Raw genomic sequence first — 16,536 nt, 5'->3', positions numbered from 1 at the left:
CACGCTTAATATGCGCAAGTGATTCGTGTGCTCATAGCGGAGGATGTCCGGATACTCCGTGAGGCGCTGGTCGCCCTGCTCGGATACGAGGAGGGCATCGACGTCGTGGCCGAGGTGGAGGCGGGCGACGCGATCGTGCCCGCGGCGCTGGTCCACCGGCCGGACGTCGCCGTCATCGACATCGACCTGCCCGTGCTCGACGGTCTGGCCGCCGCCGCGGACCTGCGCGTACGGCTGCCGGAATGCCGCGTGCTGATCCTCACCGCGCTGGGCAGGCCGGGCAACCTGCGGCGCGGGGTCGAGGCGCACGTGTCCGGCTTCATGCTCAAGGACTCCCGGCCGGAGGACCTGGTGAACGCCATCCGCGACATCGCGGCCGGCGGCCGGGTCATCGACCAGAAGCTCGCCTACGCCGCGCTCGCCCTTCCCGTGAACCCGTTGACCGATCGTGAGGCCGACGTCCTGCGCCTGACCGGCGCCGGCGCCGCGCCCCGGGAGATCGCCAGGGACCTGCACCTCAGCTACGGCACCGTACGCAACTACCTCGCCTCCGCCGTGACCAAGCTGAACGCCCGCACCCGGCTGGACGCGGTCCGTATCGCCGCCGAGGCGGGCTGGCTCTGACATCCCCTGTCGCGAAATTCCGGGCACAGGCGATCTGCGCCGGGGCGACCTGGGAGACGGGCTCAGCCGATCACCCTGTCGGAGCGGCCGCCGTCCTCGACTCCGGACGCAGCGGGAAGTGACAGGCGACCTGGTGCAGGTCGCCCGCCAGCGGCGGCTCCGTCTCGCAGATCCCCTCGGCGATGGGACACCGCGTCCGGAACCGGCACCCGGTGGGCGGGTTCAGCGCGCTGGGCAGTTCGCCGCGGATGGTGACGCTCTCGCGCGACGCCGCGAGTCCGGGGTCGGCGGAGGGCACGGCGTCGATGAGCGCCTGGGTGTAGGGGTGCCGGGCGGCCCTGACCACGTCGTGGGCCGGGCCGACCTCGACGAGCTTGCCGAGGTACATGACGCCGATCCGGTCCGACATGTAGTCCACGACGGACAGGTCGTGGCTGATGAAGACGTACGCCAGGCCGAGTTCCCGCTGCAGGTCGCGCATGAGGTTGAGCACCTGCGCCTGGATCGACACGTCGAGCGCGCTCACCGGCTCGTCGCCGACGATCAGCCGGGGCCGCAGGGCCAGCGCCCGGGCCAGCCCGAGCCGTTGCAACTGGCCGCCGGAGAACTCGTGGGGATAGCGCTCCAGAACCCGTCGCGACAGGCCCACCTGGTCGAGCAGCGCCGTGACGCGGGCCCGGCGCGCGGACGCGTCACCCACCTGCTGGATCTCCAGCGGTTCGGCGAGGATGGCGTCGACCCGCATCCGCGGGTTCATGGCCGCGTAGCTGTCCTGGAACATCAGCTGGACCTGCCGGCGCATCCGCCGGCGTTCGCGCCGGTCCAGGGTGGCGATGTCGGTCCCGTCGAGGACGATCCGCCCGCCGGTCGGGCTCTCCAGGCCGACCGCCAGGCGACCCACGGTGGACTTGCCGCAGCCGGACTCGCCCACGAGCCCGAAGGTCTCGCCCGGGCGGACCTCGAACGAGACCCCCGCGACGGCGCTCACCCGCCCGGACGTCCGCCGGAGCAGCCCGCCGGTCGTCGCCCCGTAGTCCTTGACCAGATCACGGACCGACAGGATCGCCTCCGAGTCCGTCTCCGAGCCCGTCTCCGAGGCCGCCTCGGGTGCGGACGGGCGCGCCGCGACGGTCCGGACGGACGCGGCGGCGGTCGTCGCGGTGACCGGGTGCAGGCACGCGTACCCGTGCTCGCCGGCCGACAGGGTCACCTCGGTGGTACGGCACTCCGGTGCGGCGAACCGGCAGCGGGGGGCGAACCGGCACCCGTTCAGGGGCCGGGACAGGTCCGGCGGCAGGCCGGGAATGCTGTAGAGGCGCTCGCGCGCGCCACTCTCGCGGGTCGCCGACTCGGGAAGCGACTCCATGAGCGCCTCGGTGTAGCGGTGCCGGGGGGAGCGGAAGAGCCGCGCGGTCGGGGCGGTCTCCACCACGCGGCCGGCGTACATGACCGCGACACGCTCGGCGCGACCGGCGATCACTCCGAGATCGTGGGTGACGAGGATGACGGCCATCCCGAACTCTTCACGCAGGTCGTCGATGAGCTCGAGGATCTGGCGCTGCGTGGTCACGTCGAGCGCGGTCGTCGGCTCGTCGGCGATGAGCAGGCGCGGGGAGCAGATGAGCGCCATGGCGATGACCGCCCGCTGGCGCATCCCACCGGAAAGCCGGTGCGGATAGTCGTCGACGATCTTGTCCGCGCGCGGCATCCCGACCCGGCGCAGCATCTCGATGGCCCGTTCACGGGCCTCCGCCTTACCGACGCCCTCGTGTACGCGCAGCGGCTCGGCGACCTGGGTCCCGATCCGCATCGTCGGATTGAGCGAGGTGAGCGGGTCCTGGAACACCATGCCCATGCGGACGCCGCGGATCCGGCGCACCTCGTCCGGCGGCAGTGACCGCAGGTCGCGGCCCTCGAAGAGGATCTGCCCGCCGACCACGCTGCCGCCGGAGGGCAGCAGGCCCATGACCGACAGCGCGGTCATCGTCTTGCCGCTGCCGGACTCGCCCACGATGCCGAGGGTCTCTCCCGGCCGGACCTCCAGGTTGACGTCGTCGAGGGCGTGGACGGTGCCGCGACGCAGCGCGATGTCGGTGCTGAGGTGACGCAGCCGCAGCAGCGGCCGGCCCTCTCCGCCGTCGCCGGACACGTCGTCGTCGTGCGGGGCCGTATCGATCGGTGCGCTCATTAATCCTGCTCCTGCTAGCGTCGCCGGAGGCGGACCTCGAAGGCGTCCCTCAGCCCGTCGCCGATGAAATTGAAGGCGAGGACGATGAGGATGATGGCGATTCCGGGGGGATAGAGCAGCCACCAGTGGCCGCTGAACGTGTCGGCGAGACCGTCGGAGAGCATCCCGCCCCAGTTGGCCGCCGGCGGGGGGACGCCGAGGCCGAGGAACGACAGGTACGCGACGTAGAGGATCGCGTCGGCGACCTGGAAGGTCGCGTTGACGATCACCGTCCCGATGGCGTTGGGGATGATGTGCCGTCGCACCGCGCGTCCACCGGTCCCGCCCATCGAACGCATGGCCTGGATGTACTCGCGGGAGCGCAGCGACAGCGCCTCGCCCCGGACCAGCCGGGCCGGCCCGAGCCAGGCGAAGGCTCCGATGATGAGGATGAGCATCGACACGCTCGGCGTGACGATGGCGGCCAGGAGCATGAAAAGGAACAGCGACGGGATCGACATCATCGCGTCGACGAGCCGCATCATCGCCGCGTCCACCCATCCGCCGGCGAAACCGGCGACAGCGCCCCACACCGTTCCCACGACGGTGGCGAGGATGCCCGCCGCGAGCCCGACGATGATGGACGTCTGCCCGCCGAGCATGAGACGGCCCAACTGGTCGTAGCCGACCCCGTCCGTCCCCAGCGGGTGTCCGTCCGTGCCGGGGGGAAGGTGCACGGCGGCGAGATCGGTGTGCACCTGGTCGGTGTGGTAGAAGAGCGGCCCGAGGAAGCAGACCGCGGCGAGGAGCACGAACATGGCCAGGCCCACCAGGGCCAGCCGGTTCTCGCAGAAGACCTCCACACCTTGGCGCCACAGGCCCCGGACGGGGGTGTCGTCCGCGTCGCCCGGCCCCGGCGACGTTCCTTCGGACATGCCGGTCGTCTCGGCCGGTGTGGTCACGACGCGCTCCCTCGGAGGCGGACCCTGGGGTCGACGGCGGCGTAGAGGATGTCGGCCAGGAGCGCGCCGAGCACGGTCGCGACCGAGATGATCAGGGTGACCCCGAGCAGGATCGGGAAGTCGCGCTTCAGTGCGGCCTGCCAGAACAACTGGCCCATGCCGGGGAAGTTGAACAACGACTCCACGACCAGGGCGCCGCTGAACAGCGCGGGCAGGTACATCCCGAGCAGCGTGATGACGGGGAACAAGCCGTTGCGCAGGGTGTGCAGGACGACGACGCGTCGCTCCGACAGACCCTTGCTGCGCGCGGTTCGCACGTAGTTCTCGTTGAGGTTGTCGACCATGGACGAGCGTACGTACCGCGAGTAGACGGCGACGGTCACGACGGCGAGCGTGACGGTGGGCAGGACGAGGCCGGCCGGGTCGGCGAGCACCTCCCCGAGGGTGAACCCCTGCGGCGCCTCCGGCGGCAGGATCGGCCAGACCTGCGAGAAAAGGATGATCATCATCAGGCCAAGGAAGAAGATCGGCGTGGCGTAGGCCAGCAGCGACAGGGAGGTGATGGTGTAGTCGGGCCACCGGTTGCGACGCGTCGCCTGGACGACCCCGAGCGGGACGGCCGCGACGACGGCCAGCAGCGTCGACAGCAGCGACAGCGCCATGGTCTTGGGCAGCCGCTGGCCGATGGCTTCGGTGACGGACTGGTTGAGCTGGAACGAGTAGCCGAGGTCGCCGTGCAGCAGGCGCCGCACATACATCACGTACTGCTGGATCCAGGGGCGGTCGTAGCCCATCTCGTGGTCGAAGGCCGCCAGTTGCTCAAGCGTCGCCTCCTTGCCCAGGGTGGCCCGGGCCGCGCCCCCCGGCAGCAGGTGCAGGATGACGAACGTGATGATCGTGACGAGCACCACGATGACCAGGGCTTGGCCCAGGCGGACGATGAGGTACCGGGCCACGTGGCCCCTCCTTTTCGAGGGGCTCCGGCGGAGTCGTCAGGGGGCCGCCGGAGCCCGCCGGTCGGTGTCTCAGCTCTTCCAGGACCAGTCCTGGAAGAACATGTTGTTCAGCGGGTCCTGCACGACCCCCTGCAGGTCCGACCTGTACGCCGAGATCTGGTAGACGGGGTTCGGCATCCACAGCACCGGAAGGTCCTCGGCCAGGTAGTCGTTGTAGGCCTTGAGCGTGCTCTCGTCGCCGGAGAACTGCGTCGCCTCGATGAGCTTGTCGGCCTCGGGGTCGCTGTAGTTGCCGAGGTTGACCGGCGCGTCGGTGGCGAAGAGCCGCTCGCCGCTGGCGAAGGCCGGGTAGTACCAGCTGCCCTGGGAGCCGAAGAAGGACATGTCCCACGTGCAGCTCGCCTCCGACGGCTTGCACGCCGGAGTCACCGCGACCGAGTCGGGCACCTCCTTGATGGTCAGCCGGATGCCGACCTTGGCCATCTGCGACTTGATCTCGGCGAACATCTTCGTCGTCGCGGTGAAGCCGGTCTGGCTGGTGACCGTCAGGCGCAGCGGAGTGCCGGCGGCGATGCCCTCCCCGCACTGGTCGGCGCCGGTGCCGGGCTTCTGGCACGTGGTCTCCCCGTCCGGGACCACCTTCCAGCCGTGGCTCTCCAGCAGTTGCTCGGCCTTCGCCGGGTCGAACGCGTAGACACATCCCTCGCCGGCCCCGCCGGCGCCCGGCTTGGGCGGCACGGGACCGCACGTCGGCGCCGCCATGCCGGACCAGATGACCTTGCTGATCGTCGGCTGGTCGATGAGCATCTGCATCGCCTGGCGCAGGTACGGCTGCTTGAACAGCGGCCCCGACTCGGGGTTGTTGTAGTTCAGCTGCAGATAGGTGATGGACCACCCGTACCAGGGCGAGATCGTGTAGCCCTTGGACTCGAGGTACTTCTGCTGCGACAGGTTGCCCGGGGGGACGTACCCGTAGTCGATCTCGCCGGCGCGCAGCACGTTGAACTCCGAGTCGTCACTCGTGAAGGGCCGCAGCACCACCTTGGACAGCTTCGGCTTGTCGACGCCGGAGTAGTTCTTCTGCGCGCTGAGGACGACCTCGCCGTTCGGCACGTACTTCTCGAGCTTCCACGCGCCGCTGTTCACCTTCCACAGCTCGTTGGACGCGTAGGTCTTCGGATCCTTGGACGCCGCGGTGAGGAAGTCGAAGACCTTGCGCGCGCCGGCCTCGGTACCGGCGAGTTCGCCCACGCTCGCCGTCGCGGAGTCCTTGTCCCAGGCGTGCTGCGGAAGGGGCACGATGCGGTTGAGCTGGTTCCCCACGAACCAGGCGGTGTTGTAGACCTTCGTCGTCGTCAGCGAGAAGGTCTTCTCGTCCTTGACCGTGAACTCGGCGATGTTGTCGGGGAAGCCGCCGGCCCGGTAGGACGCCCACTTGTCCTTGTTCGCGCTGACGAGGTCGTACCAGAAGCGCACGTCACGGGTGGTGATCGGCTTGCCGTCCGACCACGTGTTGTCCTTCAGCGTGATCGTCAGAGTCTTGCCGCCGTCGCTCACCTCGGGCGGCTCGGCCATCGAGCGCTCGTTGTCGATGTTGTACTTCGCCGAGCCGTCCAGCCGGTACTCGTACAGGTGGCGGTACTGCGCCATGCTGAAGATGGCGTTCTCACCCTGGGTGAAGCCGGGCGCCGAGATGGGCAGGATCCAGTTGGGAGTGCGAAAGGCGACGGTCACCGCGTCCTTGCCCTGGCCCCCACTCTGAGCGCCCTTCGGTGAACCTGCGCCGCCGCAGGCGGCCAGGCCGAGCCCGACGGCGATCGCGCCGGCGGTGACCGCGGTGCCGCGGAGCGCGCGCCAGTGGAATCTACTCCTCATGGGTCTCCTCGAATGATGTGCACGTGACCGGGCACGCCGGGGGATGCCTCGCTCGGCTGTCGCGAGCGTCGGGGGGCTGGGAAGTGATGTCCCGCCGCTGGGCGCTTGGAGCGATGGTTCGCAGAATGTATTACGTAGAATGTGGGCAGTCAACGAAAATAAGTGGACTTGTTTCGCTTGTTTGTTTCGGTCACGATGGAAGTTGCCGAAGTTCTTTCGATGCCCGTACGCCTGGTCCATGATTGGGGACCGCGGCGGCCCTGCGGTGGGCAGCGCCGGAAGACCGGCCACGAGAAGGAGAGGTATGTCGGACCCGTCGATCTCCGCCAGCTTGCGTGAGCAGACCCTCAGCCTGCTGGCCAGCGGCGAGGCCACCTCCCGCGCCGACCTCGTCGAGGCGTTGCGGGTCGCCCCCTCGACGGTCTCCGGGCTGGTGCGGCGCCTGCTGGACGAGGGCGTCATCCTGGAGGAGGGCGCGGGCCGCTCCACCGGGGGACGACGGCCGCGGATCCTGCGGCTGCGCGAGACCGACGGCGTCTTCGCCGTCTCCGAGCTGGGCGGCCGGCATGCCCGCATCGGACTTTCCTCACTCGACGGGCGGCTGCTCGCGGCCGAGGAGATCGCCATCGACATCGCCGCCGGGCCCAAGGAGGTCTTCGGCGTGATCGCCCAGGCGTTCACGCGGATGCGCGCGGAGGCGGCCCCCGGTCAGGTGTTGCTCGGGGTCGGCGTGGCCCTCCCGGGTCCGGTCGGGTTCCCGAGCGGCCGGCTGGTCGGCCCCGCGCGGATGCCCGGCTGGAGCGGCGTCGACGCGCAGGCCGACCTCAAGGAACGCTTCGACGTGCCCGTGGTCGTCGAGAACGACGCCAAAGCCGCGGCGATCGGCGAACACATCGTCCGCGGCCGGGACACCGGCGACATGATCTACGTCAAGGCCGGCACCGGCATCGGCGGCTCCCTGGTCAGCGGCGGCCATGTCCACCGCGGCGGCCGAGGGCTCAGCGGCGACCTCACCCACGTACGGGTGGCCGACAGCGGCGAGCGCCACTGCTCCTGCGGCAGACGCGGCTGCCTGGAAACCGTCGCGAGCGGCGCCGCCCTGGTCCAGCAGTTGAAGGAGCAGGGCCTCCCGGTGACCACGACCCGTGACGTCATCGCCGCCGCCGTGGACGCCGACCCGACCGTGGTGACGATGGTGCGCCGCGCCGGCGGACTGCTCGGTGTGGCCCTGTCCGGCCTGGTCAACTTCCTCAACCCCGACGCGGTCGTCATCGGTGGAGCGCTCTCCAGCCTCGACGTCTACATGGCGGCGGCCCGAGGAGTGCTCTACGAGTGCTGCCTGCCGTCCATGACCCAGTCTCTGTCCATCGAGGCCAGTGTCGCGGGCCCGGATGCGGCCCTCGTCGGCCTCGGGCATCTGGCGCGCACGGTGGCCGATGTCCGGCTTTCCTGAGGAGACCCCACCGGTGCCCCGTTCCCTCCGCATCGCCATCGGCGGCATACACATCGAGTCCAGCACCTTCTCGCCCCACCTGAGCACCGCCGACGACTTCCACGTCACCCGCGGCGACGCGCTGCTGGCGCGCTACGACTGGCTCTCGCCCGCCCGGCCGTGGGCCGCGGATGTCGAGTGGGTGCCTCTCCTGCACGCACGGGCTCTCCCCGGCGGCGTGGTCGACCCCGCCGCCTACGACGCCTGGTCGGCGGAGATCCTGGACAGGCTGGCCGAAGCCGGCCCCGTGGACGGCGTCCTGCTCGACATCCACGGGGCGATGAGCGTCGTCGGGCACGAGGACGCCGAGGGCGACCTCGTCACCGCCATCCGATCGCTGATCGGGCCGAAGCCGTTCGTCTCCGCCGCCATGGACCTGCACGGCAACGTCTCACACGTCCTGTTCGAGGGCTGCGACCTGCTCACCTGCTACCGCACCGCTCCCCATGTCGACGTCTGGGAGACCCGCGAGCGCGCGGCGCGCAACCTCGTCGACGCGCTGCGCCGCGGACGGCGCCCGCACAAGGCCCTCGTCCACGTGCCGATCCTGCTGCCCGGCGAGATGACCAGCACCCGGCTCGAACCCGCCCGGGGACTGTACGCGCGCATCCCCGAGGTCGAAGTCCGGGAAGGAGTGATCGACGCGGCGGTCTGGATCGGGTTCGCCTGGGCCGACCAGCCCCGCTGCCGCGGAGCGGTGGTCGTGACGGGCACCGACGCCGCGGCCGCGGAGAAGGCGGCATGCCAGCTCGCCGAGCACTTCTGGTCGGCGCGCGAGGAGTTCTCGTTCGTCGCCCCGACCGGCTCGATGGACGAGTGCCTCGACGTCGCGCTCGCCGCGGTCGCGGACCCCTCCCGCCGCCCGTTCTTCATCAGCGACTCCGGAGACAACCCGGGAGCCGGCGGGGCCGACGACGTCACCTTCGCCCTCGAACGGATGCTGGCCCGCCCGCCGATCCGCGACGGCTCCCTCCGGGCGGTGTACGCCTCGCTGGTCGACCCGGAGGCGGTGGCGCGGATCGCCGGCCGGCCGCTCGGTTCACCGGTCCGGGTACGCGTCGGCGGCCGCATCGACCCGCGCGACCCGGGCCCGCTCCAGCTCGACGGCGTTCTGGAGGCGGTCGCCGAGGACCCCGCCGGCGGGCGGTGCGCGAGCGTGCGGGTCGGCGGGCTCAGCGTGTTCGTCACATCCCGTCGCATGCAGTACAGCGAGCTCGCCTCCTACGCCCGTCTCGGCATCACGGTCCGCGACGTGGATCTCGTCGTCGTGAAGATCGGCTATCTCGAACCCGAGTTGTTCGACGCGGCGGGAGACTGGCTGCTCGCGCTGACGCCGGGCGGCGTCGACCAGGACCTCGGGCGCCTGCCGTACCGGCGTCTGGTGCGACCGGTGTTCCCCCTGGACCGCGACTTCGCCGCGGACCTCACCGCGGTGACCCGGTGATGCCGTCCGCGGGTGCCTGCGTGCTCGCCGTGGATGTCGGAGGAACGACGATGAAAGGGGTGGTGGTCGGCGAGGAGGGCCGGATCCGGCACTCCGCGGTCGTGCCGTCCCCCGCGGAGTCCGACACGAACCCGGTCGAGGAGTTACGGCGCCTGTGCCGGCTGCTGCACGGTGAAGCACTGGCCCTCGGGGTCGCCCCCGCCGGGATCGGGGTGGTCGCGCCGGGGATCGTCGACGAGACCGCCGGGGTGGTGCGGTACGCGTCGAACATCAGGTTCCGCGACGTGCCGCTGCGGACGCTCATCCGCGACGACCTCGGACTGCCGGTCGCGGTCGGCCACGACGCGCGCGCCGCGGGCATCGCCGAGGCGGTCTCCGGGGCGGCCCGCGGCCTGGACAACTTCCTGCTGTTGCCGCTGGGAACGGGCATCGCCGCCACTGTGGTGCTGAACGGCGAACCGGTGGCGGGCGCGGACTGGTCGGCGGGGGAGGTCGGCCACATGCCGGTCCATCCCGGCGGCGAGCCGTGCGCGTGCGGGCAGCGCGGATGTCTGGAGGTGTACGCCTCCGCCGGCGGTGTGGCCCGGCGCTACATCCGGCTCGGCGGCACGCCGGGGCTGGACAGCAGGGCCATCGCCGAGGCCACGGGCACGGACCCGCTCGCCCGCTCGGTGTGGGACACCGCGACTCACGCGCTGGGGACCGCCCTGGCCACCCTCACCCTCGCCCTCGACCCGGCTCGCATCGTTCTCGGGGGCGGACTCGCCGAGGCCGGCGCGCGGTTGTTCGACCCGGTACGCGACACGCTGCGGTCGGCCCTCGCCTGGCGTACGGCGCCGGAGGTGCTTCCTTCCGCCTTCGGGGCCCGGGCCGCGCAGGTGGGTGCCGCCATCCTGGCCCGCCGCGCGGCGGGCCTGGCCGTACCGGAGGGCTGGGGCGCGCAGAATGGCCCGGCGCCGGCTCCGACGTACTGATCGCCACCAAGGGCGGACGCGCCCGCCTCGGCGACGCCAGTTGGACGGTCGACGGCAGCTTCGGCCACTTCAGAAGCGCCTGCGAGGGCTCCCTGCGCCGCCTGGGTGTCGAGGCGATCGGCCTCTACCAGCTCCACAAGCCCGACCCGGCCGTCCCCTGGTCGGACTCAGTGGGCGCCCTGCGCGACCTCGTCGGCGCGGGCCGCGGCCCTGACGCTGACGGAGGAGGAACTGCGGCGGCTGGATGACGCCCGGTAGGGCGGCGTCCCCGGCCCGTGGATCGTCCGGCCCAGGCTGTGGGCGCCGTGCCCTATGGGGTCAGCACGACCTTCCCGGCGACGGTGCCGGATTCGGCCAGCCGCAGGGCGTCGGCGACGCGGGTGAGGGGCAGCCGGGCGGCGATCCGGACGGTGATGTCACCGCGCTGGAGGGCGGCGAAGACCTGGCCGAGGTCGGCGCGCAGCCGGGCCCGGAACCGGTTCTTGGCCAGGGCTCGTCCGGCCCAGACGTTGAAGAAGTAGGCGCGGCGCCGGTTGGGCAGGGCGTGCCACAGCCAGACCCGGCCGAGCAGTTTGATGACGGGCCACTGCCTGGACCCCTCGTCGTCCCGGGTGGAGGCGCTGCCGTAGGAGACGAGCGTGCCGCCGGGGGCCAGGAGGCGCCAGGAGTCGACGATGCCGCGGCCTCCGACGTGGTCGAAGACGGCGTCCACCCCGCCGGGGGCGAGTCGGTGGACCCGTGCGGCGACGTGCCCGGTGCGGTAGTCGACGGGGGTGACGCCCTGGTCCCGCAGGGTGTCGTGGTGGCGGGCGGAGGCCGTGCCGATGACCTTCACGCCCGCGGCGTGGGCGAGCTGGACCAGGACCGAGCCGACGCCGCCGTTGGCTCCGTGCACGAGGATGGTCTGCCCGGCGCGTACGCGTGCCTTGCGGTGCAGCATCTGCCAGGCGGTGATGCCGTTGACGACGAGGGCCTCCGCCTCCGCCGCGCCGATCCCGTCGGGGACCGGCACCACGTCGGCGGCGTCGACGAGCACGTGGCTGGCCCAGCCGCCGACCTTGACCAGCGCGGCGACCCGGGTGCCCGCCAGGCCGGGCTCGACGCCCTCGCCGGTCGCCAGCACGGTGCCGACGAGGTCGTAGCCGGGCACGAACGGGAACGCCGGCTGGTCGTAGTAGCGGCCGCGGCGCATCTGCTGCTCGGCGAAGGAGACGCCCGTCGCCTCCATTCGGATGAGGACCTGGCCCGGGCCCGCGGCCGGGACCTCTCCGTGCCGGATCTGCAGCCCTTCCGGCTCGACCTCGCCCGGCAGGACGACCTCCACGAGTTCTTCGGCGTTCATATCGACCTCCACTGTGCTCCGGTGACGGTTGCTTGGGGACACGGCGGCACGCTCCTTCAGCGCTGACGGGCTCGGAGGATTGCCACGATGAGCGCGGCGGACGCGGCGCCGATCAATCCGACCGAAGCGGGGTGAATGTCCTTGGACAGGCTCGGCGCACCGTCGGGTCGCGTCAGCCATATGGCGAGCGGGATCGCGTACGTGACGGCGAGAAGCGCGGCCACCCGGCGAACCGTCCGGTCGCGGGCGTGGCGGAGAGCGCCGACCAGCGCGATCGCGACCGGGACGATCGCCAGCAGGGCGAACTGGCCGAGCACCATGACGGGGACCGCCCAGGAGGAGACGGTCACCGCCAGGGGAGTGCGCCGGTCGGTGCGGGCGAGTGACGTGGACGTGGTTGTCATGGGATTTCCCTTCGTCCGCCGGGTGCGCGGCCGCGAAGCCGCGCACCCGGTCGCCGACGACGAGCTAGAGCATCATGCGTACGTTAGAGGTTATAACTGCCCAAGAAAGGGAGTGTCAATACGGTTCGTGATACCCTCTAACGGAATCTTCATGGTGTAGCTCCGCGGGTGGGGGAGGTGGCGGGGACGGACGCGAAGACCCCTCGCGAGCGCTACCGGACTCAGGTGCGCGCGGAGATCAAGGAACTGGCGTGGGAGCAGATCGCCACGACGGGCGCGTCCGCGCTCTCCCTCAACGCGATCGCCAAGCGGATGGGCATGAGCGGGCCCGCGCTCTACCGCTACTACGCCGGCCGCGACGAGCTGATCACCGAGCTCGTCAGGGACGCCTACCGAAGCCTCGCCGACACGCTCCGCTCGGCCTCCGCCGCCGGTGCCGACCTGGCCGTGCTGGCGCACACCCTGCGTGCCTGGGCGCTGGAGGACCCCCAGCGGTACCTCCTCATCTACGGCACCCCCGTCCCCGGCTACCACGCGCCCGACGACATCACGCTCATCTCGTCCGAGACCATGGCGATCCTGCTCGACGCCTGCGCAGCGCTGCCCTCGGACGGTCCCGCGACGCCGTTCGACGCACACCTGGCCGACCACCGCGACTGGGCGGACGGCCACCCCGCCCCGCCCGCGGTCCTGCACCGGGCCCTGAGCTTCTGGACCCGGCTGCACGGCGTCCTGTCCCTGGAACTCGCCGGCCACTTCACCGGGATGGGATTCGACCCCGCCCTGCTCTTCGCGGCCGAGCTGGACGACCTGCTGACCGTCATGGACAGGTGAGGCGGGCCGGCGTCAAAGACTGGCCAGTGCCTGAGTGGGCGGCGTGCGGGCCGCTCTGATGGCCGGGTAGAGGCCGGCGATTCCGCCGATGATCAGGGTCGCCGCCAGTGCTCCTCCTGTGGCCCAGACGGGCAGCACGGCGGGCCAGCCCTGGGCCAGGGCGTAGACGGCGGTGACCGCGGTGCCCAGCAGTATGCCGCCCAGCCCGCCGAGCCCGGCCAGGAGTTGCGACTCCACCAGGAACTGCACCCGGATGTGGCCACGGGTGGCGCCGAGCGAGCGGCGCAGTCCGATCTCACCCCGCCGCTCCAGCACGGAGATGATCATCGTGTTGGCGACGCCGACCCCGCCCACCAGCAGCGCGACCCCGCCCAGGCCGAGCAGGAGCCCGGTGAACGCCATGTCGGCCGCTCGCTGGGCGGCGAGCGCCTCCGACGGGCGGCTGACCTTGACCTCGTGCGGGTCCTCGGGATTGGCGGTCGCCGCCAGCAGGTCACGGACATCGAGGACCTGATCGGATGAGCCCACCTGAACGTAGATCGTCGTGGGGTGGCCCTCGAAGCCCAGGGTGGTCGCGATCTGTTCCCCGATGAGAGCGCTGACATCCAGTTCGGGGGCGAGCGGCGCCGATTCGAGTATCCCGGCCACGGCGAACCAGCGTCCGCCCAGCCAAACCCGCATCCCGGGGCTCGGCACGCCGAGCAGCTCGGCCGCGTGCGCGCCCAGCACGGTGACCGGATAGCGGGCGGTGGCCGGGTTCAGCCAGGTGCCCTGCGCCAGCCGGGCCTTCGTGACCTCCAGCAAGTTCAGGCGGGCGGCGCGGACGCTGAGCCCCTTGCTCTCGCCTGCCGGGATCCGGTCGTTGCGGTAGACGTTGACATCGGCCAGCCGGGCGGCGGCGGAGACCTGTGCCACCGCGGTCAGTCTGCCGATCATGCCGACCGAGCCGGTCGGCAGCTCCGCCTGACCTCCGGCCAACTTGTCGCCGGGGCTGACGGTGAGCATGCCGGTGCCGAGCCGGTCCAGCGTGCGCTCCAACTCGGCGCGGCTGGAGGCGGAGATCCCCACCACGGCGACCATGGCCGCGATCCCGATCGCGATGCCCAGCACGGACAGCGCCACCCGCAGCGCACGGGCCCGCAGCCCGTGCAGCCCCACCCGCACGACATCCCGCCCGCGCAACCGGGAGACCGGCAGGCCCGCCCCGCCCGTGCGGGCCGCATCCTCCTCGCGCGACCACGAGACGTGCACGCTCATACGATCTTCCCGTCCCGCAGCTCGATCCGGCGTGGCAGGGCAGCGGCCAGCTCACGGTCGTGGGTGATCACCACGACCGTGGTGCCGTCGGCGTGCAGCTCGTTGAGCAGCTCGACCACGGCCTGACCGGCGACGGAGTCCAGGTTCCCGGTGGGTTCGTCGGCCAGCAGCAGCAGGGGTTCACCGACCACCGCGCGCGCCACCGCGACCCGCTGGCGCTCTCCTCCCGACAGCTCGTTCGGCCGGTGGGTCAGCCGGTGTCCCAGACCGACCCGTTCCAGCGCCCGCTCGGCGCGCCTCCTGCGCTCCGACGGCGCGATGCCCCGATACAGCAGCCCGTCGGCCACGCTGTCCACTGCGCTGACGCCGGGCGTCAGGTGGAACTGCTGGAACACGAAGCCGATCAGCCCGCCGCGCAGCCCGGACACCTGCCGGTCGCTCAGCGCGGCCACATCGTGCCCGTCGATGCGCACCGTGCCCGAGCTGGGCTGGTCCAGCGTCCCCATCAGATGCAGCATCGTGGACTTGCCGGATCCCGACGGCCCCACGACGGCCACCAGTTCGCCACGCCCGATCCGCAGGCTCACCTCGCCGAGGCCCACCGTGCCGTCGGGATAGACCCGGGACACCCGGTCGAACTCCACCGCCGGAACGCCCGCCGTACCACTGCTTGCGACGGGTGTCATGCCGCGGGTACCCCGACTCGCGTTCCCTCCGTCACCTCGGCGCCGCTGATCTCCACCTTGCCCTGCGCGAACATGCCGACCTGTACGACGACCAGCTTGACCTGCGTGCCTGCGACGACCTGCACGCCGTACCCGTCGCCCGCCGTCGCGACCAGGGCCTCCACGGGTACGGCGAGCACATCCTTCTTGCCACCGGCCGCGAGTTCGACCCGGACGGGCCCCTCGTCCAAGCCGCGAACGGGCTTCTTCAGCCGTACGGTGACCGGAATCCGCGCATCCCCCTTCTGGGGATCGGCCACGGCTACTCTGCCCACCTGGCTCACGACGCCCTGGACCGTTTTCCCGTCGGGCAGTTCCACCTGGACCCCGCCGCCGACCTTCGCCATCCTCCGCTGATCGGCGGGGAGGTCGAAGCTGACCACCTTGCCGGTGCCGGTGTACTCCAGGATCGCCCCGGACGCGGGTCCACCCAGCTCACCCACCTGCCGGGCGATCCGCACCGGCCCCGCCACGACGACCGCCTGGTCCGCGGTGACGACGCCGGTCTGCGGGAGTCGCAGCGACCTCTGCCAGCGCTTGACGGCCCGCGCCGTCTCCCAGGTGTAGGAATCGTCCCTGGTGAAGCCGTCGTAGCCGAGCGCGGCCAGATTGCGTTCGAGCAGCGCGACGTCCTTGCCCTTGACGCCCGTCGTGAGGGGCCGCCACAGCGGCGTTCGGCCCCAGAGCGCGACGACCGCGTGGTCGTCCACCCGGTACAGCGGTCTCCCCCGCTTCACCACCGCGCCGTCGCCCGCCACCCACGTCAACGTGCCGGTCGCGCGCCCGCGCACGACCGTGGCCGGTCCGTAGCCGAGCCGGCCGTCGACCGTGGTCGTCTCGGTCAGAGTCGTCCGCTCGACGGCCACCGTGGACAGCGGCGGCCGCACCGTTGTGGGCTTTTCCGCGGCGGTGGTGGGCACCATCGCCCAGACGGTGACGGCCACGCAGCCCAGCGCCAGGAAGCCCCCGCCCGCCCAGGCCCATCTCATGAATTGTTCGCCTTCACGCCACCGCTGTCGCAGACCCGCCTGGCGGCCTCTACCTTGGCGCGGAACTCGTCGTCGGACAGCTTCTTCCCGTCCAAGGTCAGCCCGGTGACCTCATACTTTCCCGTCTCATCGGGATCCCCGACCCGCAGCCCGGTCTTCTCGCGTAGGCAGCGGACCAGCGCTCGGACCTTGTCCAGCTCATCGGGCGTGAGTTCCTTGCCGCTCTCCGTGAAGCCGGTGAGCTTGCCGCACTTCTCCATCGCCGCGTTGATCTTCGGCTGATCCTCTTTCTTGGCGTTTTCCGGCCCCAGCTTGACAGGCTCTCCGAGAACCGGATCCTTCATGTCGATCCCGTTCTCCCGCATGCATTTGGCGAACTTCAGCGGACCGTCTTCGAACGCTTTCCGCGCAGCGGCGTCATCGGGCCCGCCCGCCGCACAGCCTGCCACCAGGAGGAGCGCCAGACCGCCCAACCAGAACCTCATCGTTCC

16 protein-coding genes are annotated in these 16,536 nt (G+C 71.3%); 6 read left to right on the top strand and 10 right to left on the bottom strand.

Going from position 1 to position 16,536, the window contains the following annotated elements; genetic code table 11:
* The first annotated feature begins 18 nt into the window (after positions 1-18).
* On the top strand, positions 19-624 hold the full coding sequence (locus AWQ70_RS05490; RefSeq protein ID WP_067171302.1) for a response regulator transcription factor: 606 nt from the start codon (positions 19-21) through the stop codon (positions 622-624).
* Between the two features lie 70 nt (positions 625-694).
* On the opposite strand, the gene AWQ70_RS05485 is transcribed toward AWQ70_RS05490, so the two are convergent.
* From AWQ70_RS05485 to AWQ70_RS05470, 4 genes are all read right to left on the bottom strand, one after another.
* Positions 695-2,812, bottom strand: a complete 2,118-nt coding sequence (locus AWQ70_RS05485; protein ID WP_067171300.1) for an ABC transporter ATP-binding protein — start codon at positions 2,810-2,812, stop codon at positions 695-697.
* 14 nt (positions 2,813-2,826) lie between these two features.
* Positions 2,827-3,753, bottom strand: coding sequence for an ABC transporter permease (locus AWQ70_RS05480; RefSeq protein ID WP_218004425.1), 927 nt, complete (start codon positions 3,751-3,753; stop codon positions 2,827-2,829).
* On the bottom strand, positions 3,750-4,709 hold the full coding sequence (locus AWQ70_RS05475) for an ABC transporter permease (protein WP_067171297.1): 960 nt from the start codon (positions 4,707-4,709) through the stop codon (positions 3,750-3,752). Before AWQ70_RS05475 ends, AWQ70_RS05480 begins: the two co-directional genes overlap by 4 nt.
* Before the next feature lie 69 nt (positions 4,710-4,778).
* Positions 4,779-6,584 (bottom strand): peptide ABC transporter substrate-binding protein, encoded by a 1,806-nt coding sequence (locus AWQ70_RS05470; RefSeq protein WP_067171294.1) that lies wholly within the window; start codon positions 6,582-6,584, stop codon positions 4,779-4,781.
* 304 nt (positions 6,585-6,888) lie between these two features.
* On the opposite strand from AWQ70_RS05470, the gene AWQ70_RS05465 reads away from it, so the two are divergent.
* Genes AWQ70_RS05465 through AWQ70_RS37365 form a run of 4 tightly spaced genes read left to right on the top strand, consistent with a single transcriptional unit; the run spans position 6,889 to position 10,742 of the window.
* Complete coding sequence (locus tag AWQ70_RS05465; RefSeq protein WP_067171291.1) at positions 6,889-8,037, top strand: ROK family transcriptional regulator; 1,149 nt, start codon at positions 6,889-6,891, stop codon at positions 8,035-8,037.
* A gap of 13 nt (positions 8,038-8,050) precedes the next feature.
* On the top strand, positions 8,051-9,520 hold the full coding sequence (locus AWQ70_RS05460; RefSeq protein WP_067171289.1) for a M81 family metallopeptidase: 1,470 nt from the start codon (positions 8,051-8,053) through the stop codon (positions 9,518-9,520).
* On the top strand, positions 9,520-10,494 hold the full coding sequence (locus tag AWQ70_RS41055) for an ROK family protein (RefSeq protein ID WP_067171286.1): 975 nt from the start codon (positions 9,520-9,522) through the stop codon (positions 10,492-10,494). Before AWQ70_RS05460 ends, AWQ70_RS41055 begins: the two co-directional genes overlap by 1 nt.
* On the top strand, positions 10,452-10,742 hold the full coding sequence (locus AWQ70_RS37365) for an aldo/keto reductase (RefSeq protein WP_084516555.1): 291 nt from the start codon (positions 10,452-10,454) through the stop codon (positions 10,740-10,742). The genes AWQ70_RS41055 and AWQ70_RS37365 overlap by 43 nt, the downstream gene beginning before the upstream one ends.
* 62 nt (positions 10,743-10,804) lie before the next feature.
* Here the strand turns inward: AWQ70_RS37365 and AWQ70_RS05450 are convergent, their stop codons facing one another.
* Both AWQ70_RS05450 and AWQ70_RS05445 read right to left on the bottom strand, forming a co-directional pair.
* On the bottom strand, positions 10,805-11,836 hold the full coding sequence (locus AWQ70_RS05450) for a medium chain dehydrogenase/reductase family protein (RefSeq protein ID WP_067171283.1): 1,032 nt from the start codon (positions 11,834-11,836) through the stop codon (positions 10,805-10,807).
* A 56-nt stretch (positions 11,837-11,892) separates the two neighbouring features.
* The gene (locus AWQ70_RS05445; RefSeq protein ID WP_067171280.1) at positions 11,893-12,240 is read right to left on the bottom strand and encodes a hypothetical protein; all 348 of its coding nucleotides are present in this window, start codon (positions 12,238-12,240) and stop codon (positions 11,893-11,895) included.
* A 177-nt stretch (positions 12,241-12,417) separates the two neighbouring features.
* Here AWQ70_RS05445 and AWQ70_RS05440 point away from each other — a divergent pair, with 177 nt between their 5' ends.
* Positions 12,418-13,074 (top strand): TetR/AcrR family transcriptional regulator, encoded by a 657-nt coding sequence (locus AWQ70_RS05440; RefSeq protein WP_067171448.1) that lies wholly within the window; start codon positions 12,418-12,420, stop codon positions 13,072-13,074.
* A 12-nt stretch (positions 13,075-13,086) separates the two neighbouring features.
* On the opposite strand, the gene AWQ70_RS05435 is transcribed toward AWQ70_RS05440, so the two are convergent.
* Genes AWQ70_RS05435 through AWQ70_RS05420 form a run of 4 tightly spaced genes read right to left on the bottom strand, consistent with a single transcriptional unit; the run spans position 13,087 to position 16,530 of the window.
* The gene (locus AWQ70_RS05435) at positions 13,087-14,331 is read right to left on the bottom strand and encodes an ABC transporter permease (RefSeq protein ID WP_067171276.1); all 1,245 of its coding nucleotides are present in this window, start codon (positions 14,329-14,331) and stop codon (positions 13,087-13,089) included.
* Positions 14,328-15,017 (bottom strand): ABC transporter ATP-binding protein, encoded by a 690-nt coding sequence (locus AWQ70_RS05430; RefSeq protein WP_067171273.1) that lies wholly within the window; start codon positions 15,015-15,017, stop codon positions 14,328-14,330. Before AWQ70_RS05430 ends, AWQ70_RS05435 begins: the two co-directional genes overlap by 4 nt.
* Positions 15,014-16,045: a peptidoglycan-binding domain-containing protein gene (locus AWQ70_RS05425; RefSeq protein WP_067171270.1), complete on the bottom strand. Its 1,032-nt coding sequence runs from the start codon at positions 16,043-16,045 to the stop codon at positions 15,014-15,016. The genes AWQ70_RS05430 and AWQ70_RS05425 overlap by 4 nt, the downstream gene beginning before the upstream one ends.
* Complete coding sequence (locus AWQ70_RS05420; RefSeq protein ID WP_067171267.1) at positions 16,042-16,530, bottom strand: hypothetical protein; 489 nt, start codon at positions 16,528-16,530, stop codon at positions 16,042-16,044. The genes AWQ70_RS05425 and AWQ70_RS05420 overlap by 4 nt, the downstream gene beginning before the upstream one ends.
* Between the last annotated feature and the right edge of the window lie 6 nt (positions 16,531-16,536).

Source organism: Microtetraspora niveoalba (assembly GCF_001570405.1).
Classification (GTDB): Bacteria; Actinomycetota; Actinomycetes; order Streptosporangiales; family Streptosporangiaceae; genus Microtetraspora; species Microtetraspora niveoalba.
Note: the sequence above shows the minus strand (reverse complement) of the source record. Positions and strands in the feature narration are given on the sequence as shown.